18 protein-coding genes are annotated in these 25,670 nt (G+C 70.6%); 3 read left to right on the top strand and 15 right to left on the bottom strand.

Annotated elements, in window-relative coordinates; all coding sequences use genetic code 11:
• Positions 1–16: 16 nt before the first annotated feature.
• On the top strand, positions 17–2,806 hold the full coding sequence (locus ABD481_RS44565; protein WP_344671995.1) for a hypothetical protein: 2,790 nt from the start codon (positions 17–19) through the stop codon (positions 2,804–2,806).
• Between the two features lie 131 nt (positions 2,807–2,937).
• On the opposite strand, the gene ABD481_RS44560 is transcribed toward ABD481_RS44565, so the two are convergent.
• The 4 genes from ABD481_RS44560 to ABD481_RS44545 form a co-directional block, all read right to left on the bottom strand.
• Positions 2,938–3,324 carry a YciI family protein gene (locus tag ABD481_RS44560; RefSeq protein ID WP_344671994.1) on the bottom strand — a complete coding sequence of 129 codons (387 nt, stop codon included), beginning with the start codon at positions 3,322–3,324 and terminating at the stop codon, positions 2,938–2,940.
• Positions 3,325–3,338: 14 nt separating this feature from the next.
• Positions 3,339–3,911, bottom strand: coding sequence for a dihydrofolate reductase family protein (locus ABD481_RS44555; RefSeq protein ID WP_344671993.1), 573 nt, complete (start codon positions 3,909–3,911; stop codon positions 3,339–3,341).
• 99 nt (positions 3,912–4,010) lie between these two features.
• Positions 4,011–5,024, bottom strand: a complete 1,014-nt coding sequence (locus tag ABD481_RS44550) for a hypothetical protein (protein WP_344671992.1) — start codon at positions 5,022–5,024, stop codon at positions 4,011–4,013.
• A gap of 95 nt (positions 5,025–5,119) precedes the next feature.
• Complete coding sequence (locus ABD481_RS44545; RefSeq protein ID WP_425559420.1) at positions 5,120–8,614, bottom strand: glycosyl hydrolase family 95 catalytic domain-containing protein; 3,495 nt, start codon at positions 8,612–8,614, stop codon at positions 5,120–5,122.
• Between the two features lie 300 nt (positions 8,615–8,914).
• Here ABD481_RS44545 and ABD481_RS44540 point away from each other — a divergent pair, with 300 nt between their 5' ends.
• A complete protein-coding gene (locus tag ABD481_RS44540; protein WP_344671990.1) occupies positions 8,915–11,566 on the top strand; it encodes a cell wall-binding repeat-containing protein in 2,652 nt (883 codons plus the stop codon).
• A gap of 5 nt (positions 11,567–11,571) precedes the next feature.
• On the opposite strand, the gene ABD481_RS44535 is transcribed toward ABD481_RS44540, so the two are convergent.
• The 11 genes from ABD481_RS44535 to ABD481_RS44485 all read right to left on the bottom strand — a co-directional run bounded on the left by ABD481_RS44535 (position 11,572) and on the right by ABD481_RS44485 (position 25,381).
• Entirely contained in the window at positions 11,572–12,315 is a 744-nt protein-coding gene (locus ABD481_RS44535) for a toll/interleukin-1 receptor domain-containing protein (protein WP_344671989.1), read from the bottom strand.
• 4 nt (positions 12,316–12,319) lie between these two features.
• Positions 12,320–13,789: an eCIS core domain-containing protein gene (locus ABD481_RS44530; RefSeq protein ID WP_344671988.1), complete on the bottom strand. Its 1,470-nt coding sequence runs from the start codon at positions 13,787–13,789 to the stop codon at positions 12,320–12,322.
• A 332-nt stretch (positions 13,790–14,121) separates the two neighbouring features.
• A complete protein-coding gene (locus ABD481_RS44525; protein WP_344671987.1) occupies positions 14,122–14,739 on the bottom strand; it encodes a hypothetical protein in 618 nt (205 codons plus the stop codon).
• Positions 14,723–15,235: an RNA polymerase sigma factor gene (locus tag ABD481_RS44520; RefSeq protein WP_344671986.1), complete on the bottom strand. Its 513-nt coding sequence runs from the start codon at positions 15,233–15,235 to the stop codon at positions 14,723–14,725. Before ABD481_RS44520 ends, ABD481_RS44525 begins: the two co-directional genes overlap by 17 nt.
• A gap of 42 nt (positions 15,236–15,277) precedes the next feature.
• The gene (locus tag ABD481_RS44515) at positions 15,278–15,982 is read right to left on the bottom strand and encodes a class F sortase (protein ID WP_344671985.1); all 705 of its coding nucleotides are present in this window, start codon (positions 15,980–15,982) and stop codon (positions 15,278–15,280) included.
• 3 nt (positions 15,983–15,985) lie between these two features.
• Positions 15,986–16,411, bottom strand: a complete 426-nt coding sequence (locus ABD481_RS44510) for a superantigen-like protein SSL4 (RefSeq protein ID WP_344671984.1) — start codon at positions 16,409–16,411, stop codon at positions 15,986–15,988.
• 208 nt (positions 16,412–16,619) lie between these two features.
• Entirely contained in the window at positions 16,620–17,642 is a 1,023-nt protein-coding gene (ppk2, locus tag ABD481_RS44505; RefSeq protein ID WP_425559419.1) for a polyphosphate kinase 2, read from the bottom strand.
• Positions 17,643–17,710: 68 nt separating this feature from the next.
• A complete protein-coding gene (locus ABD481_RS44500) occupies positions 17,711–18,859 on the bottom strand; it encodes a hemolysin family protein (RefSeq protein ID WP_344671983.1) in 1,149 nt (382 codons plus the stop codon).
• Positions 18,856–20,223 (bottom strand): hemolysin family protein, encoded by a 1,368-nt coding sequence (locus tag ABD481_RS44495; protein WP_344671982.1) that lies wholly within the window; start codon positions 20,221–20,223, stop codon positions 18,856–18,858. Before ABD481_RS44495 ends, ABD481_RS44500 begins: the two co-directional genes overlap by 4 nt.
• 191 nt (positions 20,224–20,414) lie before the next feature.
• Complete coding sequence (locus ABD481_RS44490; RefSeq protein WP_344671981.1) at positions 20,415–22,127, bottom strand: PP2C family protein-serine/threonine phosphatase; 1,713 nt, start codon at positions 22,125–22,127, stop codon at positions 20,415–20,417.
• Between the two features lie 221 nt (positions 22,128–22,348).
• On the bottom strand, positions 22,349–25,381 hold the full coding sequence (locus tag ABD481_RS44485) for a hypothetical protein (protein WP_344671980.1): 3,033 nt from the start codon (positions 25,379–25,381) through the stop codon (positions 22,349–22,351).
• Between ABD481_RS44485 and ABD481_RS44480 the strand changes: the two genes are divergently transcribed.
• The coding region (locus ABD481_RS44480; protein WP_344671979.1) for a hypothetical protein at positions 25,380–25,670 on the top strand (291 nt) is incomplete at its 3' end. The genes ABD481_RS44485 and ABD481_RS44480 overlap by 2 nt on opposite strands.

The following is a 25,670-nucleotide window of genomic DNA, read 5'->3' as shown; positions in this document are numbered from 1 at the left end:
CCCGCAGGTGCGGGAGTTGCGGCAGTTCGATGAGGCGTTGGCGGATGCGGTGCAGGTGGTGCAGCGCTCGATCGTCAATGCTGGTCCGGTGGCGTCGGCGTCGTCGTGTCGGATTCCGGTGTCGGCGTTTGCTGCTGAGAGTGATGGGGTGGTGTCTCGGGCGTCGGCGCAGGTGTTTGCGGGTTCTGCGGTGTTGCCAGGTACGCATTCCAGTGTTGCCAGGCCGGACTCGCCGCGACATCGGACGTATACGACGGTGCGTCGTCTGCTGGTGGAGGCGGCGGCCGTGAGTGCGGTCGATACGGTGCTGTCGTTGGGTCCGGCGCGGTTGGAGGTCCACAACGCTGCCGACGCGGGTGCGGCGGTAGGTGAGTCGGATCGGGTGCCGGAGCTGACGCGGTATCTGCTGCGTGCGCATGATCGGCGGATCCGTGCGGTGCTTGGTGAGGTCCTGGCCGGCGGCCCATCACGGCTGATCGTCCTGACTGGGGAGTCCTCCACCGGTAAAACCCGGGCGTTGTACGAGGCTCTGGTCGATCTGGCTCCGAGTGCTCCGTTGTTGCATCCGGTGGGTGATCTGGACCTGTTGGAGTTGTTGGATGAGGGTCGGGTGCGGTCGGGGTGTGTGGTGTGGCTGAACGAGGCCCAGCGGTTCCTGTACAACCGCGACGCCGCGGCCCGGCTGCGGGCTGTGATGACGGCGACCCCGGGGATCGCTGTGGTCGGCACCTTGTGGAACAACCCGTACTGGAACGAATTGACCGAGGTCAGCGGCGGGAACAGCGGCCACGACCAGGCCAGAGCCCTGCTGACCCACCCTGCCACGACCGTGCGCATCGATGTGCCGGTGTATCTGAACTCGAATGACTTGGACGCCTGGCGCAGCCTGGCAGGCAGCAGCGGTGATCGCCGCCTTCAGCAAGCGCTCGCCGCGGGTGTGGGGGACGGAAAGGTCGTCCAACACCTGTCGGGCGGCCCTGAACTACTCGCCGAGTACCTCGCCGCCGGCGAAGGCGGCTCGCTGTTCACTGCCGCCGAACACGCTCTGATCACGGCAGCGCTGGATGCGCGACGTCTGGGACATCATGGGCCATTCCCTGCGGCACTGCTTGCCACTGCTGCCGATGGGGACCTGGCGCCCAGGCATCGTTCGCCGGATCCCCAATGGGCCGAACCCGCGCTGCACGCGCTGACCACCGGCGTCCGGGCTGACGGCTCTCGCACCGATATTCGCAATACCCTGACAGCGCTGACGGCGGTCTACGCCCGCAGCGGAGCCCCGGCAGCCTACGAACCTGCCGACTATCTCGACCAGCATGCCCGACGCCTACGCGCCGAACGCTATGGCACTCCGGCACTCTGGGACGCCCTGATCGAACACACTGTGAGCCCCGACGATCAAGACCGCCTGGCGGAGGCGGCGTGGGAGCGAGGGCTGCGCACCACTGCCGTTCGGCTGTGGTCCAAGGCGACCATGGTCGGCCACCTTACCGGTGGCCTGCTCAAGCTGGGCGAGGCCTTGGATCCCGACGAGTTCGCGGCCACTTTCACCGCTGCTCGGGTGGACCTTCGGAATCCATACGTGCTCAGGGGACTGTTCCAGAAGAGGGCCACACGAAGCCAGGCGCTTGCGACTCTGATGGACCGCGATCCCGCCGCTCACGCCGACCTGACGAAGCCCAGCGCGGTCGCCTGGTTGCTCCGCGTATTGCATGCCATGAACGCCGAGCAGGCGGTCGCAACCCTGGTGGCGCGCGATCCCGCTACCAACGCCGGTCTCACTGACCTGAGCCGTGTGTGGGAACTCTGCGAAGCGCTAGAGGCGGTCGGTGCCGAACAGCAGGCATTGGTGTTGATCGAACGTGCCGTGGCCCACGCTGATCTCACAGGTCCGGATGCGGTCGCTTGGTTTCTCTGGCATCTGCGGGAGGCCGGAGCCGAACGGGCGATCGCTACCCTTGTCGACCGTGAGCCCGCAGTTCGGTGCGACGTCACCGATGCGTACGGCGCTGCGAATCTGATCTCCAGGCTTCACCAGACCGGGGCGCTACGGCAGGTCGCGATCTTGGCTGAACGTGCAGCCCGGCACGCCGAGCTTGCTTCATGGTTCAGGACCATGTCGCTCTATTCGGCGCTTTGCAGGGTTGGGGCGGAGCGGGATGTCGAGGTCTTGCTCGAACGCCTTGGCGTCCATGGCGGGACCGATACCGCGCAGATCGTCACCGAACTGTGGAAGACCGGGGCCAAGGAGCAGGCCAAGGTTCTGGCCGCTCGTGCGGCGGCCAATGCCGAACTCACTGATCCAAGAGCCGTGGCAAGGGCACTCATGGCGCTGCACGTGGTGGGAGCGGCCGAAACGTTGCTGGATCGGGATCCCGCCGCCCACGCCGACCTCACTGATCCGGAAGCGGTGGCGGCACTGATTTGGGCATTGCGCGACACTGGTGATGAGCAGGCTTTCAGAGCCCTCTTGGGCCGGGACCTCGCTGCGCACGCCGATCTTTCCAGACCTGATGCGGTGGCCTGGCTGCTGAGCGCGCTGTTGAAGCTGAATGCCGACGAAACCGTCACCGCGCTCCTGGACCGCGACCCGGCGGCGCAGGTCGATCTGGCCAATCCGTTGGCGGTGACACTTCTCCGCGTGGTCCTGGACAAGGCCGGAGCCGAGCAAGCCGTCAGCATCCTCGAACGACGCGCCAAAGACGCCGGCCACCTCCCCGAGAGCTTCGCCCCCTACGGTCGCGAACCGGACGGCAGCCCGAGCCCGCCGTGGACCGCGCGGACGATCATGGATCCCCTTGGCTGAGAAGCTGGGAAGCTGAGAACCGGCCGCCGGCCGCCTCGAAGGCTGCGCCGGCGTCCGTCTCTCGCCCGCTGACCCGCTTGTCCGACCCCTGCCCGCTGAAGCCTGCCCGCCGGCCCCCGCCTACTGATCCACTACTGATCCACCTGTCGGACCTCGATCTCCATCGTCCAGTCCGCGCCGTGCAGACCGAGGAACCGCGAGCCCCAGTGCACCGCCTCGTCCAGCGACCCGGCCTCGATCAGGCAGTAGCCCCCGACGACCTCCTTCGACTCGGTGAACGGCCCGTCGAGGGTCGTCACCTTGCCGTCGGCCAGGCGGAGGCGCACGGCTTCCTCGGCCGGGCGCAGTCCGCCGGTGGCGAGCAGCACCCCGGCCTTCGTCATCTCCTCGATCAGCCGGCCCATGTCCTCGGCCAGGGCCGGATCGGGTCCGGCGCCCGGACCGGCGCCCGAGCCGGCACCCGAGTCGCCGCCCGGAACGTCGCCCGGGTCCTGGTGGATCAGCAGCAGGTAGCGCATCAGCGGATTCTCGCCTATCCGACCTGGTAGCGCACGTAGACCGCGCCGGAGGCGAAGGCCTTCGACTCCAGGAGGTCCAGTTCGAGTGCCGACTTCTCCTTGAACAGCGGTGTGCCGGAGCCGATCACCACCGGGTGGATGACCAGCCGGTACTCGTCGATGAGCTCCAGGTCGACGAGCGACTGCACCAGCTTCGGGCTGGCGTAGACGGCGATCGTGCCGCCCTCCTGCTCCTTGAGCTCGGTGAACACCTTGGTCAGGTCGCCCTTGACCAGGCGGGTGTTGTTCCAGTCCGCCGATTCCAGCGTCGTGGAGACGACCACCTTGTCCAGTGCGTTCACCCAGGTCGCGTGCTTGCGCTCCTGCTCCGAGCCGTCGCCGGCGTCCTTGGCGCCCCAGTAGCCGTACATGCCCAGGTAGGTCTCACGGCCGTAGACCGCCATGTCGAAGTCGGCCTGGATGTGGTCCTGGGCGTAGGCCGCGAGTTCGTCGCTGTAGGCGCGGAAGGTCCACTCGATCCCGATCCCCTGTCCCGAGGAGGCGAAGCCGTCGACTGTCAGATGCTCGAAAGCCACCATTTTCCGCATTGCGCTGTCCCTTGCTGTGCGGGGCCGCTGTTCGGCCCCTCTCCGCATACCGTCGAACGGGCCCGCCCGGAATCGACATGCCCATCCCACCAGACCGGCTCAGGGCGGGCACGCGGTGGCGGACAGTTGGGCGACCACGCCCGCGGGCAGCGGGATGACCAGGGAGGTGCCGCCGGTGGGGCCCTCGTAGGCGAGGACCACCGACTGGGCCTTGTCCCACTGGCCGGACATCGCCCCGCAGTCGGAGACGTGCCAGTCGGTGACGAGCGGCTGCCATCCGCCGGCCGGCAGGACCAGCGGCGGCTGCGGATCGTCGGTGGTCCACAGGGCGGGGTTCGCCGAGAAGAGTCCGTCGACGGTGAGCGGCACGTCGGTCCAGACCGGGGTCACGACCTTGACCGAACGCGTCCCGGGGTTGGTGCCGACCACGGAGACCTGGCCCGTCATCAGGCCGATGGCGGACGTCGCGTCGCAGACGCCCGCCTGGTAGTTCGTGAACTGCTGCCAGACCTGCGCGTCGAGCGGATAGGAAAGGGTCCGGGACCGGCCGGGATCCAGCGGCGACGAGACGCTGACGTGCAGAGCGATCGGCAGACGCTGCGATATGTGCGTGTCGCAGTAGTACGGGACGGGGATGTTGATCGCCAAGGTCGACCCCGAGGCGATCTCCCCGGCCGGCCAGCGCCGGTTCGACCCGATGCGGCGGCCGTCCGCGTCCTGGAGCACCGCCTCGCCGATCGAGGCCGAGGACGGGGTGTCGTTGGCCAGGACCAGCGTCAGCGTCGTGACCCGGCCGGCCGGCACGAGCGAGGTGCCCGCCACCCGGATGTCGGCCGGAGCCGGCTTGGCGGCCCTCGGCCCCGAGGCCGGCCACAGCGTGACCGTCAACGCCGCCCCGACCGCCAGGATCCCGACGACGCGCAGCGCCCGCGGCAGCCGACGGGCCTGGTCGCTGCCTATCGTCTCCCGGCGCTCGACCCCCGTCCCGCCGGTGCTCGTGCCGAAACCGGTCCCGCGGCCCGTGGTGGCCTCCGGCTCCTCGCCCGCCTCGGACACAAGTTCGAGGCCGTATACCCCGTCCTGTTCGTGCTCTGAGTCCTCCAGCCACCCCATGGCCAGCATTGTCTGCTGTTCGGCGGCCGGGCACCAGACAGGCGCGACGCGTGCGGGGTCCCGGGCCGCGGCCCGGGACCCCGCACCAAGCCGGCTCAGTCCTGGATCAGGTCGAACTCCTCCCAGCCGCCGATCGCGGTCCGGTTGGCGATCAACGCCGCCGCGCCCGCGTTCTCCGCGGTCACGTAGTCGTTGTTCGCGTGCGAGCGCAGACTGACGCTCCCGTCGCCGTTGTGGATCAGGTCGAAGGACTCCCAGGGCCCGATGGCCGTCCGGTTCGCGATCAGCGGGTTGGCCCCGGCGTTGTCGGCGCAGACATAGTCGCTGTTGGCGTGCGAGCGCAGGCTGATACTGCCGTCGCCGTTGGTGATCTCGTCGAACGACTCGGACGGGCCGATCGACGTCCGGTTGGCGATCAGCGGCGAGGCGCCGTTGTTGGCGGCGCTCACATAGTTGTTGTTGGCGTGCGAGCGCAGGCTGATCACCGGGGTGCCGGAACCTGTTCCGCTGGTGGCCAGCGCGAACACGTGGATCGCCGCGCTCGCGGACAGCGGGCCGCCGGGCGGCAGCGTGACCGAGGCCAGGGTCTTCCCGGCGGTGAGCGCGACGGGCACCGCGAAGATGTCGCCGGTGCCGTTGTAGGTCGTGTTCCCCTGCCGATTCTGGTACGCCGAGCTGACGGCGACACTCCCGCCGCTCGGCGCCGTGGTGGAGAACCAGTCCGGAGCGGTGATCGTGTAGCTCTGTGTGCTTCCGTCGGTGTAGGTCACGGTGCCGGAGCCGGTGGCCGGGCCGTAGCTGGCGGAGACCAGGAAGCCGAGCGTCCCGGTGCCGGACATGGTGATCGTCTGGCCCTGCGCGACGGTGTTGTCGTTGACGCCGGCGGCGACGTTCGGGAAGGCGAAGGTCACGCCCGAGGCGGTGACCGAGGCGCCGGGCCCGGCGTGCGCGTTGGTCAGCGCGGTCTGGGAGAAGCTCGCGCCGCCGGCGTCGAAGTTGCCGGGCGCGGTGTTGGTGTCGGCCGAGATGCCGACGTTGTTGAACGACGCCGCCAGGTTCGGGTACGCCGGCGCCGCGCCGTCCAGGCCGATCTGCTGGCTGCCCAGGTGCTTCGCGGCGGTGGCCTTGGTGCCGGTGACCTGCGCGTACGGCAGCGCCGTCGTCGGCGACGACACCTGCTCGACCAGGTACGTCGACCCCGCGCTGACCGGGACGCTCAGCGTCCCCGCGGTCGTCGCGCCGACCACCACCGCGCCGGAGGATCCGTTGACGACCTCGGCCTGCTGCCCGGGCCACGGATTGCGCACGCTCAGCGTGCCGGTGGTCCCGGCGTGGATCGCGGCGGTGGCCAGGGTCCCGCCCTCCACCTGCACGTCGACCTTGGACCCGCCCTGGACGTACACGGTGCCGGCGGCGTCCCAGCCCGACGGCCAGGCCGGCGCGAAGCGCAGGGTGCCGTCGTACTGCGTGGCCAGGGCCTCGTCCACGGCGGTGGCCACGGTCGACGACTGCTCGATGTAGGGCTCGTCGCCGGCGGTGCCGTTGAACAGGTTCGCCAGGCCGCTGATGAACGCCTGGTAGTTCTTCGTCGTGGTGGTCAGGTCCGCGGCCACCTCGCCGGCCAGACCCAGGCGCGCGGCCTGGACCGCGTCGAAGTTCCAGTCCGGGTTCGTCTTGTTGGGCCGGTTGGTGTAGGTGCGCTGCGCCAGCGCGGTCAGGTTGTCGCCGTTGACGACGGTGTTGTCGCCGATCAGGTTGAACGGCCACACCGGCTCCAGGCCGATGTTCTCCCCGTTGTGCAGCGTCGCGCCGGGCTGGTAGGAGTTCGCGATCACATCAGTGCCCTGAGCGTCGACGTTCGCCGCTGCGGCCGCCGAGGTCGGCTGCGGGTTGAGCAGTTGGGTCTTGGAGGAGGCGTCGGTGCGCGCGTAGGGCTCGATCTGGCCCAGCGCGGTGCGCAGCTGCGACACCAGCGGACTGTCGGTGTTCAGCAGCGTGGCGGCGTTGGCCGTCGCCGAGAACAGGGCCGAGTCCGCGGCCAGGTCGGTCGTCGGATCGGTGACGGCCCACTGCGTCTCGTGCGCGTTCGCGGTGGCGTGCAGGAAGTTGTCCGAGCCCACGCTCTGCTCGGCGAGCAGGAAGGTGGCCGTCTGCTTCAGCACCGGGTAGTACTTCTGCAGGAAGCTGGTATTGCCGGTGGCCTGGTACTGCTCCCAGATGTACAGGCCGATCTCCGCCCCGCTGGTGATGGTCAGGGCGTTGTAACCGGGGCTGGAGGCCGTGGCGCAGGAGGCGCCTTGCGAGGCGTTGCCGCCGTTGTAGTAGCCGTTGCCGTTGAAGCGCATGGTCTCCGGCACGCAGGCGCCGGGCTTGCCGCCCATCTGCGCGCTGGTCCACGACTGGATGGCCGGGAGGTCGTTGAGATACATGTCGAAGATCGGCACGTTCAGCGCGAAGTTGCCCGACGACATGTTCGCCGCGATCTGCCCGCGCAGGTTCCACAGCCAGTACCCGGCCGGGTACCAGTCCTGCTGGTCCTGGTCGAAGGCGAACATGTTCGCCACTCCGGCCTGGCTGCCGGGCAGGGCGCCCTGGTGCATCGAGGCGGCCTCGGCATAGAGGTAGATCGTGCGCAGGTTCTCCATGTACTGCGCGACGCCGTCGGCGGAGTTCATCTCGATGACGCCGCTGTTGGCCCAGAAGGAGTTCCACCACGACGACTGCGTGGCGAGCAGCGACGAGGTGGCGGCGGTCGTGTCGGACCCGATCACGGAGTTCGCGGTGGCGGTGGGATCGCCGCCGGTCCATGACGGGGAGGCCACCACGACCCGGAACGAGCCGTCGGCGTTCGGGTTGAAGGCGACTTGCACCTGGGTGCCGTTGACCACGGAGGCCGCGACGTTCTGCCCGCCGGCGGTGATCGCCGCCATCGCGCCGAAGGTCCGGCCGGAGTTCCCGCTCTGGGCGTTGTCGACCCAGGTCTGCGCCAGGCTCGCGACCGCACCGGAGGCCGCCGTCGCCGGGGAGCGTCCGCTCCACAGGTTCAGTGTGGCGCTCAGCCGGGTGCCCGGATTGGCCCCGGTGACGGCCACGACCAGCTCGTCCTTGCCGGCCGGGACCCACGACTGCAAGGTCATGCCGCCGCCGGACTCGGTCAGCACGCCGTTATAGAGGTCGAGCGTGCCGGTGAAGTCCGGCGCCGACGTCATCGCCGCCAGGCCGGGGATCTGGACCTGCCCGGGGGAGAGCCGGTAGGGCATGGTGTCGCTGCGGTTGAGCTGGGCGGTGAAACCGTTGGCGGCCCAGGCGGCCACGCCGAGCGAGCCGTTGCCGAGCGGCAGCGACTGCGCGGCGGCGGTGTTGGCGTGTCCGAGATGGACATCGGACCTGGAGACGACGCCGGCGGTGTCGAGATGGAAAGCAGCGTTCTGCCACGCCGTGGTCACAGTCGCGGCGGCGGCGGACTGGGCGCCGAGGCCGGTGGCCACGGCGAGCGGTGGGACGAACGCCAGCGCCGCGGCCACAGCCAGCAGACGCCGTCGGACGGGGTGGTCGGACACAAGCCCTCCTGAACGACCTCGCGGATACATCGGATGTGTTGTAGCGCGTGATGGATCGGCCGTCCAGGGGTGAACGCTATGGAGTGCAGGTTTATGGCGACGTTACACGGTGATCGAGTCGAGTAATCCGATCTCTGTACTTTGCTGACCTGCGCCGTCCCAGTTTTGCAAACTCCAGGTAGATTCTTGCAAGAGCTCGGCCGGGAGTCCGCATGCCGGACCGGTGACCTTGTCAGGAGGTTGTCGCGCATTGACGTCCGCCGGCGCGGTGGCAGAATCTTCCCGCCCTGACAGGCTGTCTGTCGGTGACGTGAGACGGGGGATATCTGCGTGACGTACGCACGACGGGTCGTGGCCGCCGCCATCTGCTGCGGGAGCGTCGGGATGGCCGTGGTCCTGCCGGGCCTGGCCCGGGCCGCGGACGGCAACGACGTCTTCGTCAACAGCGACAAGGCGATCTGCTCGGACAGCGACGGAGCCGGTACCGAGGCGACGCCGTTCTGCACGGTGCCGGCCGCGCTGGCGTCCCCGGCCGTCGTGGCCGGGACGACGCTGATGCTGACCGGGAGGTTCGCCGGCGGCATCGACGTCACCAAGTCCGGCATCACTCTCCAGGCCTCCAGCGACTTCGCCTACATCAACGGCGGTGCCTACGGGCTCTCGATCGCGGGCCAGCACGACGTCGCGGTGCGCGGCGTCCAGTTCGCCCTCACCTCGGCCGAGGCCGTCAAGGTGTCGTCCTCGTCCGCGATCACGGTGTCCGGTATCGATGTCGTGCGCGCCCAGAACCATCCGGCGCCCGGGTCGACCGGAGCGGCCGCCGTCCGTTTCGACGGCGTCACGGGCGCGACGTTCACGAACAGCGTGATCCACACCAGCTCGGGCACCGGTCTGGTGATCGACGCGGGATCGAGCGACGTCGTCGTGGCGAACGACATCATCGACTCGATCAGCGCGACCGGCACGGCCGCCGGCGGCGGGGTGGCGGTGGTCGACTCCGCCCGGGTCGACGTGGTGTCGAACACCGTCGACGGGATCTGCGGCACGGCGATCGGGGTCGGCGGGACCGCCTCCGACGTGCGGGTCGTCAACGACATCGCGGACGCGACCCAGGGCGTCTGCGGCTACCAGCAGGTCGGCGTCGGGGTCGCGGCCTCGGCCACGTCCGGCACGACCGTCAGCCACACTCTGGCGAACACCGGGACGAACGGCTGGCTGAACAACGTCGGCACGCCCTTCCGCTGGGGCGCGGCGGACTACGCCGACGGTGCCGCCTTCGACGCCGCCGGCCACGGCACGGCCGACCTCACCGGCGACCCGGGGTTCGAGGCGCAGTCCTTGATGGGCGGCGACCGCGGCGACTACCAGCTCACCGCCGCCTCCCCGGCGGTCGACTCGGCCGACGGATCGGCGCGCAACGAGCCGGCGACCGACCGCGCGGGCAGCGTCCGCAAGCCCTATCCGATCGCGAGCGAGGCCGGGCTCGGCACCGGCACCCCCGCGTACGCCGACCGCGGCGCCCTGGAGTACCAGGCGGTCCCGCCGCAGCTGCACCTGGGTCTCGGGGTCGATCAGCACGCGGCCACCTACCGCATGATCATCGCCGAGATGGCGCACCCGACCGCCTGGCCGGTGACCGGCTGCGTGTTCGTGTTCGACGACGGCTACCACGCGTCCAGCGGATCGGACTGCCTGGCCAAGCACACCGTCGCCACCGACGGGGAGCACCGGGTCTCGGTGACGGCGACCGACGCCTACGGGAACACCTGGAGCGACGCGGCGACCGTCACGATCGCTCCGACCGTCGTGAAACCCGCCTTCTGGACGAGCCAGTACGACGGCCTCGTGAAGGTGGGGATCTCGACGCCGTCGCTGGCGAAGGCGAGCATCGACTACGGCGACGGCCGGCCTCCGGTGTCAGTGGACTGCGGCGGCGGGCAGCCGTGCATCGCTCCGCCGTATCAGTACCCGGCCTCGGGCTCCTACACGATCACCGTGACCGGCACGGACGACCTCGGCTTCAGCGGCAGCACCTCGCAATCGGTCGACGTGACGACCTACGTGAACCCGACCGTCCACCGGATCGCCGGGTCGGACCGGTACGCGACGGCCGTCGCCGCCTCCCGGGCCCAGTGGTCGGCCGGGTCGGCCGGGGCCGTGGTCCTGGCCTTCGGCGGCGACTTCCCGGACGCGCTGGCCGGCGTCCCGCTCGCCGCCCACGTCCACGGCCCGCTGCTGCTCAGCGACAAGACCGCGATCGACCCGGCCACGGTCGCGGAGATCACCCGGGTCCTGGGCGCCGGCTCGGGCAAGACCGTCTACCTGCTCGGCGGCACGAGCGCACTGTCGGACCAGGTGGCCTCGGCGCTGCCTCGCGGATTCGCGGTGCGGCGCCTGGCCGGCGCCGACCGGTTCGAGACGGCCCGGCGCGTCGCCGAGGCCATCGGTCCGTCGGCGAACGTGGTCGTGGCCAACGGCCGCACCTTCGCCGACGCCCTGGCGGCCGGTCCGCTGGCCGCGAAGCAGGGGGCTGCCATCCTGCTGTCCGACGGCCCGACGCTCGACCCCGCGACCGCGGCGGCCGTCGCCGGGCACGCGTCGATCACCGCGGTCGGCGGCCCGGCGGTCGCCGCGCTGCGCGCCGCGCTGCCCGGCCGGCGCATCACGGAACTTTCCGGCGGGGACCGCTACGAGACCGCGAGCGCGGTGATCAACGCGATGACCGGAGGCCAGCCGCCGCACTCGCTCTCGGTGGCCTCGGGGACGAACTTCCCGGACGCGCTGGCCGGCGGCGCCTTCGCCGCCAACGCCGGGCAGCCGCTGGCGCTCACCGATCCGCACGCGGTGTCCAGCGATCTGCCGCTGGAGAACTGGCACCTGTTCGAGTGGAACGGCACGATCTCGGTGTTCGGCGGCCCGGCGGCTGTCGGGGACGAGGTGGTCGCGCAGATCGTGCGGGACACCAACGCGCGGCTGAGCTGACGGGATCAGTCGCGGACGAGGCGGTAGCGCAGCACGGTAGCGATGCCGTGCAAGTCCTCGGCGGTCAGTTCGTGATTCGTGCCGCCGAGCAGCTGGAGCTGCCGGAGGGAATGCTGCGGCCGGAGTCCGAATGAGGACTCCAGGTCCAGGTCCAGCCGTCCCTCTTCGGGGTACGACCGCCAGTGGCCGGTGACGTTGCCTTCGACGCCGGCCCGGCGGTGGACGCCGGTGAGGGGGCCCGAGCCGTCGGCCCCGGTCAACTCCAGATCGAGGGTCTCTCCGTGCTGTGCATCGCTGGTGATCTGCCAGCGGCCGGGCTCCACGGAGAGGTGCGGCCGTGGGGCGCTGACCGGCGGTTGCGCACCGAGGAGGCGGTGAACGGCAGCCGTGGCCGCCGCGTCGTCGTCCTCGGCCGGAATCCGGCCGTCGACGTCCTCGGGCGCCGGGGTCGCGTCGAGGGAACGGACGAAGCACGGCTTGTCGAAGGAGGCTGCGAGGCGTCGCAGCTCTGATACGCCGTCGTCCTCGGCGGTGTGCCTGGACCACACCAGTACGAACCCGTCGCACGCTCCGAGGTCCTGGAGCACCACTTCGCTCGGCAGTTCCTCGTCAGGCTCCTCGGACTCGTCGAACGCGGTGCGGGCTCCGGAGGCGCGCAGCGAGGCGTCCAGGCTCAAGGCCCGCGGCGAGTCCTCCGAGGCGAAGGCCAGGAAGACTCCCGGCGGTTCGGGGCGTTCGGAGGCTGTCATCGCATCAGACCTCTGCGTCGTAGTCGCCCGAGTCCTGGCTGTGGTACCAGGGCGTAACGGGATCGTATGACGCGATGTAGTAATCCGCATCGCAGGTGAACGTTTCGGGGAAGAGTTGATGGGCGTGGTTGACCAGGATCTGCATGGCGGCGAGTTCGTTGGTGATGCCTTGGACGTCTTGTTGTTGGGGCGGTTTGGCCTGCTCGGCGGTCACGAGCTTCTGGGCCTCGTTGAGGTTGTCCAGCAAGAACTGCGGCCATTGCGGATAGGGGAGATAGTCATAGTTGGGCGTCACGCGGTAGTCGATCATCTTCGGCCACTTGCCCTCGGGCCGGTTGATCAGATCGTTCCTGTTCACGACGTGGGTGAGCTGCGGGAAAGTAGCCTGAAGGGGCGCCAGGACCGTGGGGGCCGAGGAGGCTCCGGGGATGTTCTGGCCCGGCGCGGCCCACCCGACCATGGTGGTGCCGGGGATCGGGGTCGGCGGATTGTTGGCCATCATCGTCTCGTATGCGGCGACCAACCCCGTGGTGCCGCTTTTCATCGCGGCGCGAATAGGCCTCTCGACCTTGTGGAAATGCTCTTGGGTGTTCGACTTCGCCGATCCCATGAAAATGTTGTCGGCGGTGCCGTTGGCGCCGTGGGTGAAGTCCCCGTTGATCGCGTGCATCGCCGTGGCCGCCCGCTGCTGCCCGTGGGCGCGCACCAGGTTGACGTCGGTGGTCCGCATCTCGGTGATGTCCGCCGGCTCGCCCGGATTCGAGCCGCCGCCGTTGTTGCTCAGCATCCGCTCCAAGAACAGCGCGTTGCCCTTTGTCCCGCCGTACTGGTAGGTGAGGCCCTTGTTGATGATCGTATCGGTCTTGATCGCGGAGAGGCTGGCGGTGATCGGCCTCAGGTTGGCGAACGGGTCGAAGTCGATCGTCCGCTGCACGACGGGCTCGCCGCCTCCGCCGGTCTGCTCGGGGCCGGCGGCTGAAGCGGCGGCCCCGGCACCGGGCGCCGGAGCCGATAGCGGCGACCCGGGCGACCCGAGCGACACCGGCGCGCGCAGCACCCGGCTCGCCGTGGCCTCGGCCTCCCGTTCGAAACGGTCGGAGGGGTCGGACACCCGCAGGCCGCTGCCGTTGTCCGTCCCGGAGACCGGCCCTCGGCGCTGCTGGAGGACGTGGGAGAGCTCGTGGGCGAGCGTGTGCCGGTCACCGCCGCCCGCGCCGATGACCACGTGATGGCCCGAGGTGTAGGCGCGGGCACCGATCTCGGCGGCGGACTGCTGGGCCGCTCGGTCGGTGTGCAGCCGGACGTCGGCCAGGTCCGCACCCAGGCGGGCCTCCATCTCCTGGCGGACGGCGACCGGCAGCGGTCGGCCCGGACGCCGCAGTACGTCCTGGACCGAGGAGGCGCCGCCGGTTCCCGCGCCGTGGCCGCCGGTTCCCGCCGCATGGCCGCCGTCGACCGCGAGCCGTTGCAGCACCGCGCTGTCGTCGAACCCCAGCTTTCGCAGGGCGCGAAGCTGAGCCGCGTCGGGCCGCCCGCTCGGGCTCCGGGAACCTGCGGGGGCCTGGGCCCGAACCGATGGCGTCGCTTGCGAGACGACCTGGGTCGAGGCCGGAGCGGGAGACCGTTCGTGCTCGTGCGCGTGCATGGGCAGCACTTCCCATCTGGCAGCGAACAGGCTTCATGGCCGGACCGGGCGGTCGGGACGATGAAGCAGTCGTTCCAGTATCGATGCCTTCGGCACGCGGGTGGGGGGCCGGACGGCGCGCCGTTCGGGAAGGAGTTCCGCCCTTTCGGGCGGGCGCACCGCTACCGATGAGCCGAGGGCGTCGGGTCCAGGCCGGGGGTGCTGGGCGACAGCTTGGAACCGTTCGGCGGCGCCGGCATCCCGCTGGTCGTGGGGGCGCCGGGCGCGTTCGTGGCGGGGGAGCCGGGAGGCTCGGGCGTGGGCTTGCTCAGAACACTGTGAGTGGCCGAGGGTGTGGGAGCCGACATGGACGGGCTTGTCGCTCTGGCCGGGGATTCGGCTGTCGCCTGGCTGGGGCTCTCGCTGGGGCTCTGGCTCTGGCCCTGGCTCTGGTTCTGGTTCTGGCCGGGGCTCTGGCTCGGCGACGTCGACTGGTTCTGCGGAGCCAGCGGCGTCACCGGCGCCGGCTCGATCGCAGCCCCGGACGGCCACAGCACGAAGGCCACCGCGGTGGCCACCACGGCCGTGCCCGTGCCCGCCGTGGCGACCGCGCGGAGCATCCGGCGGCGGGCCGCGCGGCGGCGGACATGCTGGAACGTGCCCGGCGGTGGAGCGAGGACCGAGAACCCGGGGCGCAGCAGCTCGGCGAGCTCGGCGTCGCCGTCGCTGTACTCGTCCCCGTCGCCGTACCCGTCGTCGTCGGCGAACTCGTCGTCCGAGGGCTCAATGAGTGTGATCAAGATGTCCTCCGAGTCCGGCGCGCAGGAGTTCCCGTGCCGCGTGTAGATCGGATTTGACCGTTCCTTCTTTCCGCCTGGTCAGTCGGGCGATCTCTCTGACGGGAAGGTCGGCGTAGTAGTACAGCAGAACAGGAGTGCGGAGCCGCTCGGGCAGCGACCGCACCAGCATGCGCACCGGGACGGAGGCGTCGGCGCCCTCCCGGTACTGGTCCAGCTCCGCCTCCGCCGTGGCCTGCCGCAGCGCCCGGCGTTCGCGGTCCAGCTTGCGCCAATGGTCGCGGACCAGGTTCGCGGCCGTGACGTAGAGGAAGCCCCGAGGCTCCTGCACCGCGGTCCAATGGCTCCACAGCCGCGTGAACGCCTCGGAGGCGATCTCGTGGGCGGTGCCGTCGTCGTCGACCAGGCGGCGGCACCAGCCGGCCAGGGCGGGGTAGAGATCGGTGAACAGGTCGGACGCCGCCCGACTCTTTTCTCCGGATTCCTTCGACCGGCTCAACTCTCTCCAAGTGCTGTGAACATGATGGAACCCGCCCCGCCGCTAACCCGCGCTCCCGGACAGGGACGCGAAGACCACCACGTTGTCGGTGTAGCCGTCGGCGGTGTGCGCGCCTCCGCAAGTGATCAGACGCAGTTCCGGCCGGTCGACGTTCCCGTAGACCTCGTCGCTGGGGAAGTTGTCCTTGGCGACGGTCCGCACGCGGTCCACGACGAACTCGGCCGTGGCGCCGTCGGCCAGCCGGACCAGCACCCGGGCGCCCGGGCGCAGCTGGTCCAGCTTCTTGAAGACGCCGTCCCCGTACTGGCCGACCGTGACGTGGCCGAGAAGCACCGACGGGCCGGTCTGCCCGGGCGTGGGCGAACCCTGGTACCAGCCGGCCGGGCTGGCCTGCTTGATCGGCGGCACCTGGACCGTGCCGTCGGCGGCCAGGCCGAGCGACATCACCGGGGTGTCGACGCCGATGTCCGGGATCAGCAGGCGCGTCGGGACGGAGCGGGCGATCGCGCGGGCACCGGTCGAGGTCCCCGCCGAACCGCCCGCGGCGCCGCTTGCCCCGGCACTCGCCGGGGCGGTGGCGGGGGACGATGCGGACGCCGCGGACGGGACCGCCCCGGCGCCGCCCACGGCTCCGTTCGCGCCGCCGGCCGGCGTCGGCGAACCGGCCGAGCAGCCGACCGAGCAGCCGGCCGCCAGCAGGAGGGTGGCCAGCAGGGCCGGCCACCCGTGGGTCGGAACTGGCCGCAAGGGTCAGCCCTGGCTCTTGGTCCGGCGGCGGAGCGCGACGACGCCCGATCCGGCCAGGACCACCGCCAGCCCGGCGCCGGCCGCCGCGGCCTCGCCGTGGTGGTCCGGCGCCGCCGTCGGCTCTCCGGTGTTCGGAGCGCCCTTGGGACGCGTGGGGATCTGCGCGGTGTCGGGCGCGCTCGGCGTCGCCTTGCCGCTCGGGGCGCCGGGCGGGCCGGGAACGCTGGCGGACGGGACGGGAGTCTTGGCGGTCGGGGCGCCGGGCGGGGCGGGGACGCTGGCGGTCGGGGCGCCGGGAGCGGTGGGCGCGGTGGTCGCCGGGGCGCTGGGCGAGGGGGTGGCGGCGCTGTCGGCGAACGCCGCCTCCGTCCCGACCCCGGCCAGCATCGCGGTGCAGGCCAGGGTGGTCAGCAAACTCCGAGTACGCATAGGGGCGGCTCTCCTTGGTCGTTCGGTCGTGGGTCCGCTGGTGCGGAATCACGGGGAGAGACGACCGAGGAGGCGGGTCGGTTGTAAAGCGTTGGTAAAGAACTCGGGGCGGCGGCGGGCAGCAGCGGCAGGCGGCGGCAGGCAGCGGCCGGCGATGACCGACGCCGGCCGGCCGACGGCTCGCGCCGACCGGCTGGCCTCCTCGCCGTCAGCCGCTGGACAGCCGGGGCAGAATCCGGTTCGGATCGCCGTCGCTGCTGCGCTCGACCAGCAGGGCGGCCGAACCGAGGATCTGCGGGTCGGGGCTCTGGGCGATCTCAGGATCCTTGTTGTCGTACGGGAACAGCGAGAGCACATGCTGCATCGCCGCGAGCCGGGCCCGCTTCTTGTCGTTGCTCTTGATCACCGTCCACGGCGCGTCGGCGGTGTCGGTGTAGAAGAACATCGCCTCCTTCGCGTCCGTGTACTGCTGCCAGCGCTCCAGCGAGGCGAGGTCCATCGGGCTCAGCTTCCACTGCCGCACCGGGTCGACCTGGCGGATCAGGAACCGGGTGCGCTGCTCGGCCTGCGAGACGGAGAACCAGAACTTCACCAGCGTGATGCCGTCGCGGACCAGCATCCGCTCGAACTCCGGCGCCTGCCGCATGAACTCCAGGTACTCGGCCGGGTCGCAGAAACCCATGACCCGCTCGACCCCGGCCCGGTTGTACCAGGACCGGTCGAACATCACGATCTCCCCGGCCGCCGGCAGGTGGGTCACGTACCGCTGGAAATACCACTGGGTGCGTTCGCGCTCGGTGGGCTTCTCCAGCGCGACGACCCGCGCGCCGCGCGGGTTGAGGTGCTCGGTGAACCGCTTGATCGTGCCGCCCTTGCCCGCCGCGTCCCGGCCCTCGAACAGGATCACCAGCCGGCCGCCGGTGTCCTTGACCCAGTTCTGGAGCTTCAGCAGCTCGATCTGGAGCAGGCGCTTGTCGTGCTCGTACCGGGTGCGGTCCAGGCGCGCGCTGTAGGGGTAGTCCTGGCGCCAGGTGTCCACCGGGACGCCGTCCGGGCCGATGAGGATCGGGTCGTCGTCGTCCGCCTCCTCGATCCGCAGGCCGCCGGTGGCGGTCACGTCGGCGAGCGCCCAGGCGCGCTGCCGATCGGGCGCGTCGGGCTCGTCAGGCTTGTCGGGCTCGTCGGGCTCGTCGGGGTCGGCGGACGATGCGGTGATCGGTTCTCCACTCACAGCCGCAATATCTCGAAAAACTTCGCCCACTGATCGACCACATGACAAACACTCTGTTAACTAACGGCTTATGGCGGCGAGGGCTGACCAAGGTGTTGCGAGCCGGCGAGCGCGTCGAAGTCGGTCTCGTCCTCGAACTCGCCGATGAGTTCCTCCAGCAGGTCCTCCAGCGCGACGATGCCGATCACGATGTTCGTGGCCGGACTCGCGTCGGTGCCTGCTTCCGTGCCTGCCTTCGTGCCTGCTTCCGTGCCTGCCTCCGCGCCGGCTTCGGCCACGAGCGCGAGCTGGGAGCGTCGGCGGCGCATGATCGTGACCGCCTCGGCCGCCGTCTCGTCCGCGCGCAGCGTCAGGGCACTGCTCATCAGGTCGGTCACGGCCGGGTCCTGGCCGCGGGTGGTGGCCCGCACCGCCTCGCGGACATGCACCAGATCCGTCGGAGGACCGTCCGGCCCGGTGACCGGGAAGCGGGAGTGGCCGGTGGCGCGGCTGAGCTCCTCCACGGCGCTCGCGGTGGCGTCGCGCGCAATGGTGACGGTGTCCGCCCACGGAATCATGACCTCGGACAACGGCGTGTTCTGCAGGTGCAGCACCCGGGTCAGCAGCCGCTGCTGCACCGGCGGGATCAGCCCGTGCTCGGCGGACTGCCGGACCAGCATCCGCAGGTCCTCCGGGCTGTGGGCCTCGGCGAGCTCGCTCTGCGGCTCGACCCTCAGCAGCCGCAGCAGGCCGTTGGTCATCCCGTTCAGGGCCAGCAGCGGCAGGCGCACCAGCTGGGTGAAGGCGCGGAACGGCAGCGCGACCAGGGCGGCCGACCGCTCGGGATGGGTGATCGACCAGGACTTCGGGGCCATCTCGCCGACCACCATGTGCAGGAACACGACCAGGACGAGGCCGCCGGCGAAGGCGACTCCGTAGGACAGGTCCTCGGGCAGCCCGACCGCCACGAGCAGCGGCTCCAGCAGATGCGCGATGGCCGGCTCGGCCAGCGCGCCCAGGCCCAGCGTGCACAGCGTGATGCCGAGCTGGGTGCCGGCCAGCATCAGCGACAGCTCCCGGGTCCCGGCCACCGCGACCCGGGCCGCGCGGCTCCCCTCGGCGGCGGCCGCCTCCAACCGGTGCCGCTTGCTGGCGATCAGCGCGAACTCGGCGGCGACGAAGAAGGCGTTGGCGGCGAGCAGGAGGGCGGAGACGAGCAGGGCCCAGACACCGGTCACGGGGCCGCCTCCCCGGCACCCGTGCCGTCGTCGACCGGCCGGGTCGTGAGCACCACCGTCGCCGGCACCTGCCGCTTGACCGCGACGATCCGGAGCAGCACCGACAGCTCGCTGGGGCCGTCCTCGGTGTACGGCGCACGGACGGTCAGCGCCACCTCGTCGCCGACGCGGGCGGTGCGGCCGAGGTGGCGCAGCGCCAGACCGGAGACGGTCGTGTAGGTCTCGTCGGCCGGCAGCGGGATGCCGGTGGTGTCGGCGACCTCGTCGATCCGCATCCGGGCCGGGACGGTCCAGCCGCCGTCCGGCCGCCGCTGGATCACGGCGCCGTCGAGGTCGTCCTCGTCCTGGATCTCGCCGACCAGTTCCTCGGTCACGTCCTCCAGCGTCACCACCCCGGCGAAGCCGCCGAACTCGTCGATGACGCAGGCCAGCTGCCGGTGCTCCGAGCGCAGCCGCTCCAGCAGTTCGGGCAGCGGGAGGTTCTCGGGCACCAGCAGCGCCGGGGAGCAGGCGTCCCGGACCGGCGTCGTGCCCCGCAGCGCCGGCGGCACCGCGAGCACCTCGGCCAGCCCGACCACGCCGAGCAGATCGTCTATCCCCTCGCCGGTCACCGGGAACCGGGAGTTGCCGGTGACCAGCATCTCCACGACCCGCGTCACCGGGGCCCCGGCCCGCACGGTGTGCACGTTCACCCGCGGCGTCATGGCCTGCCCGGCGGTCAGCCCCCGGAAGTCCAGCGCGCGGTCCAGCAGCTGCGACAGCTCGGTGTCCAGCAGCCCTTGGAGGTGGGACTCGTCGATGATGTGCTGGAGGTCCTCCTCGCTGGCCCCCTGCGGCAGCTCCTCCACCGGCTCGATGCCGACCGCGCGGACCAGCCTGGCCGCCGCGCCGTCGAACAGCCGGACCAGCGGGCCGACGATCCGCAGGTAGAGCAGCGTGGAGCTGCTGAGCGCCCGCGCGGTGCCGACCGGCTTGGCGATGGCCAGGTTCTTCGGCAGCAGCTCGCCGAGCACCATCTGCACCACGGTCGCCACCGCCAGGGCCACCGCGACCGACAGCGACAGCCGCGCCGCGTGCGACCACCCGGTGAACCCCAGCAGATCGGCCAGCCCGGCGCCGAGCAGCGGTTCGGCGACGTATCCGACCAGCAGCGCGGTCACCGTGATGCCGAACTGCGCGCCGGAGAGCATGAACGACAGCCGGCCGGTGACCCGGTAGGCCCGCTCGGCCGCCGCGTCGCCGTCCTCGGCCAGCTGCCGCAGCCGGCCCCGGTCGGCGGCGATGAAGGCGAACTCCTGTGACACGAAGTATCCGGTGGCGGCGGTCAGGACGGCGATCGCCAGCAGGCCCAGAAGCGTCAGCATGCGGTGGCCGCGCCGGGGACCGGGGACACGGGGCGGATGGCGTGCCGGATCGTGGGGCCGGGGACACACCCGGGAAGTGCTGCCGCGCGGGAACCCGGCGCGGCCGTCAGCCGGGGCAGGCCCGGCGTGGTACTACAACCGTCGGCGTCGTCGTCGAAGCGCATGATCACGACCATATCGCGCGGGCTCCGTCACCTCGGCGTCGCCCGGGCCGCCAGAATCGCGATGTCGTCCTCGATGGCGGCCGGCGCGACCCGGCGCAGCGCGTCGTCGAGCAGGTCCTCCAGCGCCCCGGTGCCCGGCAGCGGCAAGGACGCGAGCCTGGCGAGCGAGACGTCTATGTCCTCGCCCCGGCGCTCGACCAGCCCGTCGGTGTAGATCAGCAGGACCTGGTCCGGATCCAGGTCGACGATGACCCGCTCGTACCCGCCGAGCCCGGTGCCCAGCGGCGGCCCGGTGGGGATCGCGACCAGCTCGGTCGGGCGGTCCGGCGCGAACAGCGCGGGCGGCAGATGGCCGGCGCTGGCGAACGTCCAGCGCCCGCGGTTGGGGTCGGCGACGGCGAGCAGGCAGGTCGCCGGGCGCGCCGACTCGTCCTGCGCGATCAGGGTGTCCAGATGGCGCAGGATCCCGTGCGGCGGCAGGTCCATGCTGCCGACGTCGCGGATCGCCGAGCGGTAGATGCTCATGTCGACCGCGGCCTCGACGCCGTGGCCCATGACGTCGCCCATCACCAGCAGCGTGCGGCCGAACGGCAGCCGGATGATCTCGTACCAGTCGCCGCCGACCAGCGCCCGGTTGCCGGAGGGCAGGTAGCGGGCCGCGACTTCGAGGTTCGAGTGCGGACGGCCGGGCTCGATGAGCAGCGCGCGCTGGAGTTCCAGGGTGACGCTCTGGGAGTCGGCGTACTGGCGGGCGTTCTCGACGCTGACCGCGGCCCGGTCGGCGAGGTCCTGGATCAGCACGGCGTCGTCGTCGGTGAAGCCCTCCGAGGCGCCGCGGCCGCGGGCCAGCGTCAGCACGCCGACCACCTGGCCCCGCGCCCGCAGCGGGACGGCCAGGATCGAGCCGATGCCGGCCGCCCGGTAGGCGGCCAGCGTGTCGGCGTTGTGCGCCCGCTCGGCCAACTCCTCGTCGGAGAGCAGGTTCGCGACGACCAGCCGGCCCTCGGCCAGGCTCCGCGCCACGGCCGAGCCGGCGGCGGGCCGCGTCGAGATGCCGGTCAACGCGAGCGGCCCGAGCCAGCGGCGCAGGTCCGGGGCGCAGGCGAGCGCGGCGCGGCGCATGCGGGGGGTTTCGCGCCGGGGATCGGCGCCGGAGGCGGGGGCGGGGCTGGAGCTGTGAGCGGAGCCGGTGCCGGTGCCGGTGCCGTGAGCAGAATCGGTGCCGTGAGCAGAACCGGTGCCGAAGCCGCCTCCGGACCCGTGCCCGCGGTTCGCGACCTCGTACGGCATCACCTCGACGATGGCGAGATCCGCCATCGCCGGCACGGTGAGCTCCGCGAGTTCGATGCAGGTGATGTCCACGTCCAGCGTGGTGCCGATGCGGGCGGCGGCGGCCCGTTGCAGCGCCAGCCGGCGCCGGGCCTGGTCCAGCTGGCGCTGGTGCCGGGTCGCGGTCCCGGTCACGGCGACCACGACCCCGGCGGCCCGGCCGTCGACCTCCAGCCGCCGGTACCGGACCTGCCAGCCGGTCGCGGTGGCCGTGACCGACGCCGCCTCGGCACCGTCGACCGCCTCCTGCGGATTCCCGTCGGCCAGCACCCGGCGGATCACGGCCAGATCGGCGGCGAACGGCGTCGCGGCGACCGGCCGGCTCAGCACCCGCGCGGGGTCCAGACCGGTCGTGGAGAGGAAGGCGGCGTTGACGTACGCCCAGCGCAGCTCGGTGGACAGCAAGCCCATACCGACCGGAGCCTCCGCGAGGACATCGGCCAGCAAACCAGTGTTCAGCGACGCGAGGGTGCCGAGGAGGGCATCGTCGCGCCCGCCCCCAGGATCGCTCCGCGAGTACCCGTCGACTGTGTCAATCCTTTACGATCGCATCGTCACGAACCGGTTCATTGAGCTACGGAGTGCAACAACCTGTGGTGTCTTCCGCACGGAGGCGGAAGTGCTCGTCGGATTCAGTTGTTTGCCTCATCGTAGGTGACGGGGCGTTCTGAAGCACTGGTTTGGGCGGGGTCCGGTGGCTTGTTCAGAGCGACGACGGTTCCGACGGTCCACGGTCGGCTCGGCCGGCCGTCGGGTTCGCGTCCGTAGGGTACGAAGTCGTGCGGGAAGTGGCCCGCGTCTCGGGCGCGTGCCTCGTAGCGCGCCGCGGCCTTGCCGGCCTTGACCTTCCGGAGCGCGTCGAGCAGTCGCACCACTCCTGGTCGATTGTCGACGTCGGCACGGGAAGCGGCGCGCTCTGCCAGAACCGCGACAGCGCGCCCGGCGCCGATATTGTGCAAAGTCTCGAGCAGATACGCGACGCTCGGGGGGCTGGTCAGATCGGTTTCGGCCAGAGCGCGTTCGGTGAGCGTCGCGACCGCCTTCCCGGCACCGGCTGCTGTGAGCAGGTCGAACAGCCTTGCCAGCGTGCCTGGATCGGCGGCGTCGACCTCGGCGACGGGGAAGCGGGCCAACAGCGCGGCGATTGCTTCCTCGCTGCCTATCGCCCTCAGAACGTCGAGGAAGCACGACGCCGTGTTCGGGTCGGTGAGGTCGGCACGCGCGGCGCGCTCGATGAACAGCCTGCCCGCCTGTTCGCCGGCACCTGTGTGTCGCAGGGCCCGGTAGCTGATGCTCATCATGAAGGAGTCGCTGAAGTCGGCCTCCGCCACGGCGCGTTCGACCAGCGTACGAGCTGCCTGCTCGGCTCCGGACCGCCGCAGCGCACTGAGCAGCCACGTCACCAGGAAGGGATCGACGCGGTCGGCGAGGCTGACGTGGGCGACCGGGTCGCGTTCCAGCAGAATCCTGACCGCGCGCTCGGCTTCGAACGTCGCCAGTTCGTCGAGCAGCCGCGCCACCCTGGCCGGATCGGTGAGGTCGACCTCGGCCGCGGCCCTCTGGGCCAGGGTGGCGAGCACGTGGTCGGCCCCGCTCCACCGCACCTCACGGAGCAGTTCCGGCGCCTCGTCCCGATGGTAGTCGGTGAAGTCGGTCTCGGTGAGAATCCGGTCGGTCAGCTCGGCGATCGCCTGTTCGGCGTCGGCCTCGCGCACGGATTGGAGCAGATTCTTCGCGGTCGCCGGGCTCGTGAGATCGGTCTCGTTCACGGCCCGGTGGAGCAGAACCGTGAACGCGTGCTCCGCCTCGGCTGCCTTGAGTTGGTGCAGCAATTCTTTGGTCCCGCTCAGGGGGCCGATGATGGCGTGATCGGCCGGAGCCCGGTTCAGGAGCACCTCTTGTGCGCGGCGTGTGCCTTTCATCCGTATAGCCGCGAGCAAACGCGCCACCGCGCTCGGGTCGCTGAGATCAGCCTCAGCGGCAGCGCGTTCAGCCAGTTCGGCGGCTTCTCGACCAGCTCCAGCCTCTGCCAAGGTCTTGATGAGCCCCGCAGTCGAGAACAGGTGTTTGAGGTCGGCGTCGGAGGCTCCGCGTCGAGCAACCTCCTGGCTGGCCTCCTTGGCTATCGCTGACAGCAGTTCCTTCAGCAGAAACCCCGCAGCGGCAGGATCGGTGAGGTCGGCGTCGGCCACAACGTCCCGATCCACCAGAGCCTTCGCCGCCTCGTGCGCGCCGTTTTCTCGTAGCGTCCTGAGCAACCAGCTGACAGCCCACGGGTCGGCGATATCGGCGTGAGCGCAGGCACGTCCGGCCAGGATGCTGAACGCGGCATTGGCTTCAGCGCTGCGGAGCCTGCCGAGCAGACGGCGTACGGACTCAGTGTGATTCAAGCCGACCTGGACCGCCGTGTAGGTCGCCGCCTGCTCACCCGGGTCGAGAACGTCGTCCAGATCGATCAGGCCGTCGGTCGGATAGCCCGCGGTGACAGCCTTGTGCCAGAGGCGTATCGCCGTTGTGCGGAGTCCTCGATCCCAGGCCGCGTGGGCCAGGTTGTCCATGTCGAAAGGATCGATGGTGTGCTCGATCAGGGCGTTCCACAGCGCCGGGGTTCCGTACTGTTCGGCACGTAGGCGTCGGGCGTGCTGGTCGAGATAGTCGGCCGGCTCGTAGGCCGCCGGCGCTCCACTGCGGGCGTAGACGGCGGTCAAGGCTGTCAGAGTATTGCGGACGTCGGCACGGGAGCCGTCTTCGCGTCGGCCGGAGGACAGCGCACGTAGTGCGTGTTCGGCCCATCGGGGATCGGGCGAGCGGTCGCGGGTGGACAGACTGCCGTCAGCGGCGTCGGTCAGAAGCGCTGCGGGCAGCGGTCCCCGGTGGCCCAGGCGCCGGGCGTCCAGCGCCACCGTGATCAGGGCGTGTTCGGCGGCGGTGAACAAGGCGCCGCCCCGGTCACCGGTGAGGTAGGCGGTCAGCAGTTCCGGACCGCCCGAGACGTACTGGATGACCTTTCCGTCGCCGGCCCCGGCGCTGAGGGCTTGCTGAAGCCGGGGATCGCCGCTGGTACGGGCCAGTTTTCGCCAGCCGTTCAGATCCTCGGCGTCCAGGTGTGCGGGCACGTTGATACGTACTGCCAGTGCCGGGTGGGTGAGCAGGGCTTTGGCCTGGCTGCGGGGCCCGTCCGAGTTGTCCGAAGTCGTGAGATCGTTCCAGTACGGGTTGTTCCACAGGGTGCCGACCGCAGCGATTCCCGGGGTCGCCGTCATCACGGCTCGCAGCCTGGCAGCGGCGTCGCGGTTGTACAGGAACCGCTGTGCCTCGTTCAGCCACACCACACACCCCGACCGCACCCGACCCTCATCCAACAACTCCAGCAGGTCCAGATCACCCACCGGATGCAACAACGGAGCACTCGGAGCCAGATCCAGCAAAGCCTCATACAACGCCCGGGTCTTACCCGTGGAAGACTCCCCAGTCAGCATGACCAACCGTGACGGCCCGCCAGCCAGAACCTCACCAAGCACCGCACGAACCCGCCGATCATGCGCACGCGGCAAATACCGCGTCAGTACCGGCACCCGATCCGATTCGCCCACCGCCGCACCCGCGTCGGCGGCGTTGTGAACCTCCAACCGCGCCGGACCCAACGACAACACCGTATCGACCATGCCCGCCGCCGCCTCCAACAACAAACGACGCACCGTCGTATACGTCCGATGCCGCGGCGAATCCGGCCTGGCAACACTGGAATGCGTACCCGGCAACACCGCAGAACCCGCAAACACCTGCGCCGACGCCCGAGACACCACCCCATCACTCTCAGCAGCAAACGCCGACACCGGGATCCGACACGACGACGCCGAAGCCACCGGACCCGCATTGACGATCGAGCGCTGCATAACCTGCACCGCATCCGCCAACGCCTCATCAAACAACCGCAACTCCCGCACCTGCGGA

The organism is Catenulispora yoronensis (assembly GCF_039531695.1).
GTDB lineage: Bacteria > Actinomycetota > Actinomycetes > Streptomycetales > Catenulisporaceae > Catenulispora > Catenulispora yoronensis.
This window is presented reverse-complemented; position numbering and strand designations above follow the sequence as displayed.

What these genes read in the sequence shown, in the direction of transcription:
- ABD481_RS44560 (WP_344671994.1), bottom strand. Translation starts at nt 3,324, where the DNA reads ATGCGCTACCTGCTGCTGATCCACCAGGACCCGGGCGACGTTCCGGGC.
- ABD481_RS44555 (WP_344671993.1), bottom strand. Translation starts at nt 3,911, where the DNA reads ATGCGGAAAATGGTGGCTTTCGAGCATCTGACAGTCGACGGCTTCGCC.
- ABD481_RS44550 (WP_344671992.1), bottom strand. Translation starts at nt 5,024, where the DNA reads ATGGGGTGGCTGGAGGACTCAGAGCACGAACAGGACGGGGTATACGGC.
- ABD481_RS44545 (WP_425559420.1), bottom strand. Translation starts at nt 8,614, where the DNA reads ATGTATCCGCGAGGTCGTTCAGGAGGGCTTGTGTCCGACCACCCCGTC.
- ABD481_RS44535 (WP_344671989.1), bottom strand. Translation starts at nt 12,315, where the DNA reads ATGACAGCCTCCGAACGCCCCGAACCGCCGGGAGTCTTCCTGGCCTTC.
- ABD481_RS44510 (WP_344671984.1), bottom strand. Translation starts at nt 16,411, where the DNA reads ATGCGTACTCGGAGTTTGCTGACCACCCTGGCCTGCACCGCGATGCTG.
- ABD481_RS44495 (WP_344671982.1), bottom strand. Translation starts at nt 20,223, where the DNA reads ATGCTGACGCTTCTGGGCCTGCTGGCGATCGCCGTCCTGACCGCCGCC.
- ABD481_RS44490 (WP_344671981.1), bottom strand. Translation starts at nt 22,127, where the DNA reads ATGGGCTTGCTGTCCACCGAGCTGCGCTGGGCGTACGTCAACGCCGCC.
- ABD481_RS44485 (WP_344671980.1), bottom strand. Translation starts at nt 25,381, where the DNA reads ATGGTCGATACGGTGTTGTCGTTGGGTCCGGCGCGGTTGGAGGTTCAC.